We start from the raw sequence: 12,318 nt of genomic DNA on the forward strand, positions 1-12,318 counted from the left end.
AGACCTATGGATACCATTGTGAATTTACAGCCTGTTTTAGAGCATGATCATTATATGTTGCTCCCCTTACAAGCGGATGATTTTGAAGTACTCTATCCAGTAGCTTCAGATCCTAAAGTTTGGGAGCAACATCCTAATAAAGACCGTTGGCGCCGTGAGGTGTTTTTAAATTTCTTTGAAGGTGCGTTGAAAAGTGAAGGCGCCTTCAAAGTTATTGATAAAGACAGTATGGAAGTTATTGGTTGCACTCGATATTATGATTTTAAACCATCTGAAGAAAGCATACATATCGGCTATACATTCTATGCGACGAACTATTGGGGTTCTGGCGCAAATCATGCGGTAAAGCGGATGATGATTGCTTATATATTTCAGTATGTATCGAAGATACGTTTTCACATTGGAGCCGAGAACCTGCGCTCACAGATTTCTATTGAACGCCTAGGGGCTATAAAAGTGGACGAGAAGGACGTTGCATACTACGGAGAAGGGGTAAAGCGAAATTTCGTTTATCAGATTGATAGGAAGGATTGGAATCCAACAACAGCTTAACCGACAGAAGCGGGACTATTCGAAGCTGATCCTGAGTTCGTCGGGAAAGATGAATAGATTTCGTATTTTTGAGCTTTATTGAAGTTAGCGTTTCCATTTAGCATGAATATTCAAGACCTTATTATTAAGGATAAAGAGCCTGTCGATTTAAACGATGTTTTTCTGAGTCAGGACAACAGATTACAAATCGATCAATTAATTAAAGAGCAGTTGTATGTTGAACACCTGCAAGAGTATGGCCTCCCGGTCAACAATAAAGTTTTACTGTTTGGAAGCTCCGGCTGTGGTAAAACAACAACGGCAAAAGCAATTGCAAATGCCATTCATCGCCCTTTAATTGTTCTTAATTTAAGTAATATCATTAATTCCAGAATCGGAGAGACATCCCAAAATATAAAACAGGTTTTTGATCGTGCGATCCGCGATAAGGCTGTGCTTTTTTTAGATGAGTTTGATCAGATCGGAAAGGCAAGGGGAGAGGATGAAAATGATGTAGGAGAGATGCGTCGTTTAGTTAATACGATGATCCAACTAATTGACTATTTGCCAGAGCAAGTGATGCTGATTTGCGCAACAAATCATATCGATATTATTGACTTTGCCTTGATTCGTCGTTTTCAACTTAAGATTAGTTTCGAAATGCCAACAAAGGAAGTCTTAGATCATTATTATGATAAAATCTTAGCACGTTTCCCTATCGAATTACAACAGGTCGAACGTCGATATCATATTTCATTTGCCGAAGCAAAAGACTATGCTTATACCTTGGTAAAAGCTAATTTGATTCGCTTACTGGAGGAGAGAAGTTAGATGTAAGTATTTAGTATTTAGATGTTAGTATTTAGATATTAGACGTGTGATGATTAGATGTTAGAATTTAGATGTAAGATATTAGTATTTAGATATAAGACGTTTGATTTTGTCTAATATCTTAATACTAACTACTAAATACTAACAAAAAGAAGGTGTCTAAAAAGGCACCTTCTTCTGTTTTATAGCTTTTGCGATTCCATTACTGTTTTCATTTTTGAGTTTTAAGCAGTAAGTTTATATTTTGTGGTTTTAACGCTCCTGACTCCAATTTTTATCGTATATAGTGTTTTATCGCTATAACCATTTCGAAACAAGACATCGTTTGCCCACTTTTTTGCCCATTTTCTGAGGTTATGAGCAATGGCCATCAAACCGAACTCTACAGCGACTTTCTCCAGTCCTTTCATCGTGAACCGGGTAAACTTGTTGTTGCTTTTCATCTGACCGAAAACAGCTTCCACTTCTATGGGTCGCTTGCTTCGATGGTACATTCCCTCTTCTGATAGCAGTCTTTTTCGGGCTTTAGCCTTGAGCTGATCAAGCCTGTGGTTCACTTCAATAATACGATTGCCTTTTGCTTTATGGCACCCACTGCGCATTGGGCAGCCTTCGCATCGCTGAGCCTGATAACAGCTTACCCGGGCAGTATATCCATTGGTACTAACTCTGGTTGCATGACCGATATAGCTGAGCTTCTGTCCGGCCGGACATACATAATAGTCATCTTGCTGGTTGTAATACAGATTCTGTACCGAGAAAGGATCCTGTTTATGCTTGCGCTTCTGTTCCACATGAAAGTAATTGTACTTGACAAAGGCAGTTATGCCCTGTTTTTCCATCAATTCATAGTTCTGTTCACTACCATAACCGGCGTCTGCTACAAGCTGTTCGCTTTGTTTTCCGTAATGGGACTCAAAGCCTTCCAAATGTTCCGGCAGGGTTGTGGTGTCGGCAGTTGTTTGATGGATGCTGTAATGGGTGATGAACTGATCTTCGGTGCTGATTTGGGTATTATAGGCTGGCTTAAGCTGGCCATTCTTCATGTGGTCCTCTTTCATCCGCATAAACACAGCATCGGTATCGGTCTTGCTATAACTATTGCGATCTCCCAGTACTTCCAGTTGCTCTTCATATTTCTCTAGTCGAGGCAAATAGTCCTCTTCAAGTTTCTTAAGCTGCTTATCAGTAGATTTATTGGCTCCTTTGAACTTGGCATTGATCGCTTCGATCTTTTCCTTCAACCGACTGCTATCAATGGCCTTGCTAACTTCTTGATGCCCTAATGAAGATTGGTCTTGGGCGATCTGAGCCTCGATTTCCGAAAGAACCGAAGCAATGTTTGCTTCTAACTTTACCTTATTCTTCTCGACCGATTTCTTCCAAACGAACGTATAACGACCAGCGACCGACTCGATCTTGGTACCATCAACATATTGAACTTTCAGGCTAACATACTCCATATCATGCAGCATACGAACGATACTTGCAAACAGCTCTTGTATCTGTCCTTTAAGACGCTTTCCTCTGAAATAATTGATCGTACGATAATCAGGTGTGCTATTGCCCGAAAGCCACATGAAATGGATATTCTCTTGTAAGGCGCGCTCAATTTTTCGGCAAGAATAGATATTGCTTAAATAGGCGTAGAACAGCACCTTAATGAGCATTCTAGGGTGAAAACTAGTGGTGCCTCCGCCTTTATACTGACGGATAATATGATCTAGATCCAACTGATCAACAACCTGACTCACCAACCGAACCGGATGGTTCATTGGAATACGATCTAAAATATTCTCAGGAAATAGACTCGGACTATTGGATGGAAGCGCTTTGAATTGTATGTTTGCCATATTGTTTTTTTGGGTGCACCTTAAGATACAAAATCTTAAGGACAAAAAAACAGAAAAACCCCGCCATTTTTTAATGACGGGGTTCTTTCTTTAAGAGACCTTTTTAGACAGCCCCTTTTTTGTGTTATTTATACATTTGCTCTCGTTGCGCTTTTACAACATCTGAGTTGATGTATTCGTCGTATGACATCAATTTGTCGATAATACCTTTTGGTGTTAGTTCGATAATTCGATTTGCGACAGTTTGTGTTAATTCGTGGTCACGTGATGTGAATAACATAGAACCTTTAAAGTCGTTCATACCGTTGTTTAGTGCGGTAATAGATTCTAAGTCTAAGTGGTTGGTTGGTTCATCAAAGATTAGGAAGTTGGCTCCTTGTAACATCATTCTTGAGAACATACAACGCATTTTCTCTCCTCCCGATAATACCGAGCATTTTTTCAATACCTCTTCTCCAGAGAATAACATTTTACCTAGGAAACCACGAATGAATTGCTCATCCGCATCTGGTTTGGTAGTATAATCTCTTAACCAATCTACCAAGTTTTCCGTCTTGCCTTCGAAGAATGCAGCGTTATCAATCGGCATATCTGCAGGAGTAATAGTTACTCCCCATTTAAACTCGCCTTTGAAATCGTTATCGCGTCCGGTTAAGATATCGTAGAATGCTGAAGTGATTAAGTTGTTTTCTGCCAATACTGCAATCTTATCACCTTTATTCATCATGAAGGTGATGTCTTTGAAGTATACTTCTCCGTTTTTAGTTTTGCTTAAACCTTCGATATTTAAGATTTGATCACCAGGCTCTCTATCCATCATGTTAAACATAATGGCAGGGTATTTTCTGTTTGATGGTTTGATCTCGTCAATATTGATCTTATCCAAAGCTTTCTTACGCGAAGTTGCTTGTTTTGATTTTGAAGCATTGGCTGAGAAGCGACGGATAAATTCCTGAAGTTCCTTAACCTTATCTTCCATCTTCTTGTTTTGATCCGAACGTTGTTTTAACGCTAATTGAGAAGATTCGTACCAGAATGTGTAGTTACCTGAGTAGATAGACATCTTGCTAAAGTCGATATCCACAATATGCGTACATACTGCGTCTAAGAAGTGACGGTCGTGGGAAACGACTAACACGATAGCTTCATACGATGCTAAGAAATCTTCTAACCAAGCGATAGTATTAATATCCAAGTCGTTGGTAGGCTCATCCAGAATAAGGATATCTGGATTTCCGAAAAGCGCTTGTGCTAATAAGACACGTACTTTTTCGTTACCATCTAACTCTTTTACAAGTTTGTAGTGTAATTCTTCTTTGATTCCTAAGTTGCTCAATAGAGTTGCTGCATTACTCTCTGCATTCCAGCCATCCATTTCAGCAAATAGGCTTTCTAACTCACCAGCACGCTCTCCATCGGCATCCGTAAAAGGATCTTTCATATAGATATCATCCTTCTCCTTCATCACTTTGAAAAGCTCTTGATTACCCATCATAACTGTTTGGATAACTGGAAACTCATCAAATGCATAGTGATTCTGATTAAGAACAGACATACGCTCTCCTGGTGTAAATGCCACCGAGCCTGTACTTGGATCAACTTCTCCTGATATAATTTTTAGGAATGTAGATTTACCAGCACCGTTGGCGCCAATAATACCATAACAATTTCCGGTGGTAAACTTTAGGTTGACATCTTCGAATAGAATACGTTTTCCATAGCGAAGCGATAAATTTGATACATTAATCATTTAAACGTTCTTTCTGTTGTTTTTAAAGGTAATAGTACCTGTAAATCAATTGTTTTTTATACTGTTGTTTTTATATATAAACCCTATCTTACGTTTTTTGATAGTGTCCACTGAATCGCTAGAGCTTGTGGTCTGCTAGGTTCTATGACACAATCCTTCTGTACTAGAGGAACGAAATGGGTCTAAAAACAAAAAAAGACGGACTTATTCTTCTTCAATCTGTAAACGGCGATATACGCCCTTCGGTGAAAAAAGAGAACCTTAAATCCGATTTGCCCACAAAGTTACGATTAAAAAAGGGATTTACCTCATGCGGGTAGATGTACTGTAAACGATTGATTGCTATGCGATGAATTCTGTATGTTCAGTCCGGAAGTATAACCAAATTAATGCTTGATAAAAAACCTTGAAATTTGTTTCAATAGACATTTAAAAAAGCACTTTATTCTTGTTAATAAATTGTTAAATTAGCATTGAAGGGTGAGAATACTAATAAAATAGACTATTTTGACCTACAATTAAACAGACAAACAAAAAATGCCTTCACCTATTAAGTTCATTAAGCCGAGTTCAGAATTTTCTAAAACGCTAAAAAATAAGGTTAACGCCTATTTCAGCGACTTATCAATCAGAAAGGAGGGTAATATGAGTTTAATGCTTAAAGGATTTTTATTGATCCTTGCTCTCTTGGTAAATTATATCATTTTGGTGTTTTTTACTCCCGTTAGTTACATTGCAATACCATTATGTGTTATTTTGGGTTTAAATCTTGCTGCAATTGGTTTTAATATAATGCATGATGCCGGACACGATACATTCTCTTCGAATAAGACACTCAATAATGTGCTTTCCTATTCGCTAAATTTACTCGGTGGTAATATTTATCTATGGAAATTAAAGCATAATATTTCTCATCATACTTTCACGAATATCAATGGTAGTGATCATGATATTGAGATTAAATTTATGCGTGTTACGGAAGACCAACCTTTGAAAGGGATACATCGTTATCAATCTTTCTACTTTCTATTTTTGTATTCTATTTCTTACCTAGCTTGGATCTTCTATCAGGATTATGAAAAGTATTTCAGAAAGAAATTAAGTAAGGAATCAAAGGAGTTTAACTTGCCAATGAAAGAAAAGATTATTTTCTGGGTTAGCAAAGCGATACATTTTGTGATATTCTTGGTTATTCCGATCTATGTTGTTGGTTTTCAAAATGCAATGATTGGAATACTAATTGCGAGCTTGGTTTGTGGACTAGCGCTTGCTACTGTTTTCCAGTTGGCTCACGTTGTGCATGGCACCGAATTTAAGAACGAATCAGATAGTACGATTGATGAGGAGTGGATGGTGCATCAATTGCAGTCGACCTCAAATTTTGCGACCAAAAGTAGAATATTAACCTGGCTTCTTGGCGGTTTAAACTTTCAAGTAGAACACCATTTGTTTCCGAAAATTAGTCATGTACATTATCCTCGCCTAAATAGTATTATCAGAGAAACCTGTAAAGATTATGGTGTTTCGTACCATGAGCATAGAACATTCTTTGGTGCGTTCCGTTCTCATTACAGCGTTATTCATGCGATGTCTAGATAGTTATCTAATATTGTCAAAGACAGCTTGGAAAGGTATATTCTCACTTGACTTGGTTGCTATATTGTCAATCATTCAAAATGAACGTAATTCGTATAACAATAGCTGAGCAATTATAGGTACTTTTGTTGTATGGCAAATAAAAAGAAGTCACAGAAAGCAAACTTGGGCAATCAAGCCGATGTAGAGCGTGTGAGAGAACCCAATCGAGCTTACTTAAATCATGTTCAGATGCAAGCGCGAAAAATGGCTGAATTGATGGGACCGAAGCTCGGTCAACAGTATATTAAGGATGCTTTGAAAGATTGGCCAAAACTTCTATTAGTTGAACTAAAGAAATTTGGCGCATAAATATTTTGCATATTAACGAAGCGAAATGTGAGTAGGATTAATGTAGATCAATCCTACTTGTTATACAGCATAAACAAAGAAAGCCTAACGATTATCGTCAGGCTTTCTTTGTTTTTAATTGATATGCTTTATTTACATGCTTTCCATGTCGTTTGTTTGTTAATCATCTATTCGTAACATTAATGATTGTCAACTTGTTTTTTGAGCGCTGAAGAAAGAGGCAAGGTGCCGCGAATACGGTCTTTGAGGTTCATTAATTGTGTGATTGACCTTGTTTTGTAGAATGTCTTAAATGTACATTATGCTACATTTTGTCCAATTCAAGAGCAAGGGCTTTTAAATCTTGTTTCATCAAGTTAATATTGGACTCGAGTTGATCGTACATATCTGCGCGATTATTTAACTGCTCACTGGAGTATCGACCTCCTTCAGCAAAGTATAGCTTTACGAGTTTCTCTCTCGAGTCGTTATCGATCTGACCTAAATGTGTCCACTTTTCTAAGATCTGTTCGCGGAACGAGGATGTGATATTATAATCCGGATTTGCGTAGTTCAAATAATACCAGACCGCAGGGGGGAATATTTCGGATGTTTTGGTTCCAAACCAAATATCTTTTAAAGCATTTCTCTTATGATGGAATTCAATGGAAGCTTTGTCAAAAAACATTAGAAACCCGAATGTGGCTTCAGCGATACCGGTTGAGATGCCAGTTGCGTTGGCTGCCGTTTCGTTTTTAATAACTCCACCTGTTAATATTGCACCAACTGCGCCAACGACGATGGCTCCAATCGTTAGTTTAGATTCCCGTTCATCAGCAATTCCAGAAAGATAATTCGCAACTTGACTTGTACGTTCTTCTTCACAATCCATCTCCGACGATATTGCTGATATTTCTAATGAAGATAGGTTAATCTTATGATCGATATCTTGTCTCAGTTCCAATAGTTCTATTCGTTGCGTTGGATCAGTAAGACCTTTTTTAACTTCAATGTTGCAGTAACGCTCTAATGTTGGAATGAGACCAATGGCATTTGCTATATTGAGGCTATTATGACTGAGTTTATTTTTTAAGTTGTCTGAAAGCTTTTGTAAATGTAGGGGGATCGGCAAATCAGCTTCCTTATAGTCGTACACATTTCGCTGGTTACAATTGCTATGCTGCAGCAGGTTCTTAATTTCCGCATTTTTTACAGTGGCACAAGAATAAAACAATAGAGTGAGGATGCCCATTCCTATATTTAATAGCGTTGCTCTCATGTGTGATAATTTGCAGGTAAATAAAGTGAATATCAACGATATTTACGAATGATGGCCTCATTTTTTTTAAGCACTAATTACTAGTAAATCTGATTGTTTAAAACGCCTAAATCAAAATTAAATTCTAATATTTAGGTAAAAAAACAGTTTCTTTACGGATATTTCACTATTGATAAACAGTTAAACCAAATTAATGGACAAGTTCGTATCCAGTATTTCCTCCCTTGTCTGGAGTGATATTTTTATTTATTTGTGCCTTTGTACCGGGCTTTATTTTTCGATCCGTACCGGATTTCTACAGGTAACTTACATCAAAGATATGTTAAAGCTCTTGTTTGCTAAAAAGCAAGGGGATGAGGGGATATCTTCCTTTCAAGCGTTTGCATTAGCTATTTCGGGACGCGTCGGTACAGGTAACATTATCGGTGTTGCTACTGCTATATTTTATGGAGGACCGGGGGCAGTGTTCTGGATGTGGGCGATTGCTTTCTTGGGCTCTGCATCCGCGTTCGTCGAGGCTATGCTCGGACAGGTGTATAAACAAAAAGATGGTACTGAGTTTCGTGGTGGCCCTGCTTATTATATTGAAAAGGGACTCGGTGTAAAATGGTATGCGGTTTTATTTGCTGTTTTAACGATAATAAGTGCTGGACTACTATTGCCAGGAGTGCAAAGTAATGCGATTGCTTCATCGATACATAACGCTTTTGAAATACCAACAAGTTACACAGGTATTGCGGTTGTTCTACTTTTGATTTTGATCATCTTTGGAGGAGTAAAGCGTTTAGGAACTGTAGCAGAATATGTTGTGCCTTTTATGGCAGGCGGTTATATCCTGATGACCTTGGTTATTATTGCGATGAACTTCCAGCAAATTCCTGAAGTCTTCGAATTAATCTTTAGTAGTGCCTTTAGTTTAGATGCGACTTTTGGTGGTATCATTGGAATGGCAATAGCATGGGGTGTTAAACGAGGGATTTACTCAAATGAAGCTGGACAAGGTACTGCTCCACATGCTGCTGCTGCTGCTGAAGTTAGTCACCCAGCGCAACAGGGCTTAGTACAAGCGTTCTCTGTTTATGTTGATACCTTATTTGTTTGTACTGCAACAGCATTGATGATTCTGTTTACGGGTAAATATAATGTAACAAATACAGATGCTGCGAGAAAAGCGACATCCATGTTGCAAGAGAATCTTCCTGGAGTTGATTATAATGGTTTTACACAAGCAGCGGTTTCACATCATTTTCCAGGATTTGGCGATGGTTTTGTTGCTGTAGCATTATTCTTCTTTGCATTCACTACAATTATGGCCTATTTCTATTATGCCGATACCAATATCGTCTACCTAGTGAAAAATGAAAAAACACAGAAGATTCTTGGTTGGATTTTTAAAATTGTTTTCTTAGGCTCGGTTTATTACGGGACGGTGCGTACGGCAGATACTGCCTGGGCTATTGGCGATATTGGCGTGGGATTGATGGCATGGGTAAATCTTATCGCAATTCTGTTAATGAGCAAGACAGCGATGAAAGTATGGAATGATTATAAAAAGAAACGTAAACAAGGAATAGAAAACCCTGACTTCAATCCGAAAGAGATTGGCGTTAAAAATGCCGATTATTGGGAAAGTAAAAATCAATAAGCGTCTAAAATATTTTACGTAAATAAAGCGGCTGTTTTTTTAAAAATAGCCGCTTTATTTATGATGAGCCTGTTGTATTTTTTTTGGCTTTTATGGTTATAAAAAAAGGAACAACTTGTTGTTCCTTTTTAGACTCTCACACTTTAATGAATGCCAAAGCAAGTCGTTGCGAATAATAAGACGACAGCCACTAAAAGTAAAAGGAACAAATTCGTCAACGGAGTCCTTTTCATGTTTAATTTAAATTGTGTCTAAATTGGTGATTAACGTTAAAGTTACACATTTTTGTTAGGATTGGAAATTTTTATCCACAGTCTAAAGTTTAATTCTTTGTTGTTTTAAAATAAACTCAAAATATAAACTACTAGTTTTGTCGTTTTTTTATGGAGCTTCCTTTCAAGTAGAAGAATTATACTACTTTTGTAAGGTTTATATAAATTATTCTTATGAAGAAAGGCAATTTTTGGGCCTTACTGCCGCTTATATTTTTTGTTGTCGTCTACTTTTCGTGTTCTTATATCCTTGGCGACTTCTATGCACTCCCTGTTTTAGTAATTTTTGTATTGGCGCTTTTTGTTGCCTTTTTTCAATTTCCGAAAGTATCTTTTTCAGAGAAGTTAAGTCATTTTTCTAAAGGATCGGGCGATGAGAATATTCTGATTATGATTTTGATATTCTTGTTGGCAGGAGCTTTCGGGGAACTATCAAAGAATATTGGCGCAATCTCATCGACAATAAATTTTGCGCTCACTTACGTCTCACCACAATTCATTGTAGCTGGACTTTTTCTGGTAGGCTGTTTTATTTCAACATCTTTAGGAACTTCCGTTGGTACGATTGTCGCTCTGGCTCCAATTGCTGTAGGCTTAGAACAGAACATTGCCGGAATTATGCCTATTGCCTTAGCTGCTGTCATAGGCGGTGCTATGTTTGGTGATAATCTTTCGTTTATTTCAGATACAACTATTGCAGCTACACGAACTCAAGATGTAGGAATGCGCGATAAATTCAAGGTAAACTTTAAAATGGTCTTCCCTGTCGCGATATTAGTTTTTATTATCTACGGATTTCAGGGTCAAGCGCTCGTGAAGAACCTTCAAGACATACCAGTCGGAGATTATGAAGTTATTAAGATTGTTCCCTATGTGATTGTTTTCGTATTGGCTTTATTGGGATTGAACGTTATTTTTACTTTGGGTGTCGGAATTGTCATTGCTGCTATAATTGGACTATTTACGCATTCCGTTGATTTTCTAGCGGTCTTAAAGTCGATAAATGATGGTTTTGCAGGCATGTTCGAGTTAAGTTTATTATGCCTAATAATAGGAGGGGTCGTAGGGATCATTCGTTTTAATGGCGGAATTGATTATCTATTAAATGCAGTTACCAAACGTATCGATTCAAAGAAGAAAGCAGAGTTGGGTATCGCATTTCTAACCGGATTAGTTAATTTGGCTATTGCGAATAATACAATCACCATTGTTATTGTTGGTCCTATTGCAAAAGAGATTTCAGATAAAAACGGATTAGAAGGGAAACGTGTTGCGAGTATCTTAGATACTATTTCTTGCTTTATACAAGGTTTAGTGCCCTATGGTGCGCAGATTTTGGCAGCTCTTGCCGCAGCGAACATGGTTTTATCGGAGCAAAAATTACCACTCTTGTCGCCTGTTGATATTATGCAATATCTTTATTATCCAGTTTTGCTTGGTGGGGTTACCTTGCTGTTTATTATATTCCGTAAAGAAAAGCAAGTCGTGGCTTAACCTAAACGCCATTTGTCTTTTTCAGGATAGTAGCTTGAAGCAATATTCTGTAAAACCTATATAAAGCGAATTTGAAAATGCGCAATATATAGGTTTTTACTTTATGTTGGCTTACTATTTTTAATAAACGTCTTGATTTTTATTTTTCAATGTTTTCGATAACGTCAAGAATCAAAGGGTAGGTGTCATTTTTTATTTTAGATAGGTTTGATTTTTTAACCCATATTGCTTGGTCGATATCTTCTTCCAGCTGAGGTGTAAGTTTGGGAACTTTATTAATTCCCATTTCATACCACTTGGTTTGTTTAAGCACGAATTTTCCGCGCATCGTATAACAGTGATAAGTCGTTTCTATTTTCTTTCCTAAGTAGTTTATCTTGATTCCACATTCTTCTTCGACTTCGCGTAATGCGGCTTCTTTCATTTTCTCGTTTTCTTCAACTTTTCCTTTAGGAAGATCCCATTTTCCTAGTCGATGGATAAAAAGATAGTGTCCTTCACCGTTTTTTACAAGTCCACCAGCAGCTCTGATAATTCGAATATTAGCGATGAAAGTTTTGAAAACTTTCTCAATATTTGGTTGTATGTGTAAATAGATGTTTTTTTCAGTCTTGTTGGTCGACTGGTTAAAAAGTTTTTCTAAATCAATGTCTTGTAAACCAATCGTTTGAATGTTCCCTTTGATTTTCGGAGCAAAATCTGCGAAAATTAACAGAGATTGGTTCATATAAATTTTA

The 12,318-nt window shown here is 37.4% G+C and carries 9 protein-coding genes and 1 pseudogene; 6 read left to right on the top strand and 4 right to left on the bottom strand.

Annotated features, from left to right (window positions below; genetic code table 11):
- The first annotated feature begins 6 nt into the window (after window positions 1–6).
- A complete protein-coding gene (locus tag GFH32_RS06600) occupies window positions 7–552 on the top strand; it encodes a GNAT family N-acetyltransferase (protein ID WP_153510425.1) in 546 nt (181 codons plus the stop codon).
- 102 nt (window positions 553–654) lie between these two features.
- Window positions 655–1,362 (top strand): AAA family ATPase, encoded by a 708-nt coding sequence (locus GFH32_RS06605; protein WP_153510427.1) that lies wholly within the window; start codon window positions 655–657, stop codon window positions 1,360–1,362.
- A gap of 332 nt (window positions 1,363–1,694) precedes the next feature.
- Here GFH32_RS06605 and GFH32_RS06610 read toward each other — a convergent pair.
- Window positions 1,695–3,215, bottom strand: a pseudogene (locus GFH32_RS06610) (IS1182 family transposase); the annotation flags it as partial.
- Between the two features lie 124 nt (window positions 3,216–3,339).
- On the bottom strand, window positions 3,340–4,965 hold the full coding sequence (locus tag GFH32_RS06615) for an ABC-F family ATP-binding cassette domain-containing protein (RefSeq protein ID WP_153510429.1): 1,626 nt from the start codon (window positions 4,963–4,965) through the stop codon (window positions 3,340–3,342).
- Window positions 4,966–5,610: 645 nt separating this feature from the next.
- On the opposite strand from GFH32_RS06615, the gene GFH32_RS06620 reads away from it, so the two are divergent.
- Entirely contained in the window at window positions 5,611–6,564 is a 954-nt protein-coding gene (locus tag GFH32_RS06620) for a fatty acid desaturase family protein (RefSeq protein ID WP_228384233.1), read from the top strand.
- Window positions 6,565–6,693: 129 nt separating this feature from the next.
- Complete coding sequence (locus GFH32_RS06625) at window positions 6,694–6,912, top strand: hypothetical protein (protein WP_153510433.1); 219 nt, start codon at window positions 6,694–6,696, stop codon at window positions 6,910–6,912.
- A 304-nt stretch (window positions 6,913–7,216) separates the two neighbouring features.
- Here GFH32_RS06625 and GFH32_RS06630 read toward each other — a convergent pair whose 3' ends face one another.
- Window positions 7,217–8,170, bottom strand: coding sequence for a hypothetical protein (locus tag GFH32_RS06630; RefSeq protein ID WP_153510435.1), 954 nt, complete (start codon window positions 8,168–8,170; stop codon window positions 7,217–7,219).
- A gap of 193 nt (window positions 8,171–8,363) precedes the next feature.
- On the opposite strand from GFH32_RS06630, the gene GFH32_RS06635 reads away from it, so the two are divergent.
- Together GFH32_RS06635 and GFH32_RS06640 are read left to right on the top strand one after the other, a co-directional pair.
- Complete coding sequence (locus GFH32_RS06635; protein WP_153510437.1) at window positions 8,364–9,815, top strand: alanine/glycine:cation symporter family protein; 1,452 nt, start codon at window positions 8,364–8,366, stop codon at window positions 9,813–9,815.
- A gap of 446 nt (window positions 9,816–10,261) precedes the next feature.
- Complete coding sequence (locus GFH32_RS06640) at window positions 10,262–11,581, top strand: Na+/H+ antiporter NhaC family protein (protein WP_153510440.1); 1,320 nt, start codon at window positions 10,262–10,264, stop codon at window positions 11,579–11,581.
- A gap of 139 nt (window positions 11,582–11,720) precedes the next feature.
- Here GFH32_RS06640 and GFH32_RS06645 read toward each other — a convergent pair whose 3' ends face one another.
- Complete coding sequence (locus GFH32_RS06645) at window positions 11,721–12,308, bottom strand: NUDIX hydrolase (RefSeq protein WP_228384234.1); 588 nt, start codon at window positions 12,306–12,308, stop codon at window positions 11,721–11,723.
- Between the last annotated feature and the right edge of the window lie 10 nt (window positions 12,309–12,318).

The organism is Sphingobacteruim zhuxiongii (assembly GCF_009557615.1).
GTDB lineage: Bacteria > Bacteroidota > Bacteroidia > Sphingobacteriales > Sphingobacteriaceae > Sphingobacterium > Sphingobacterium zhuxiongii.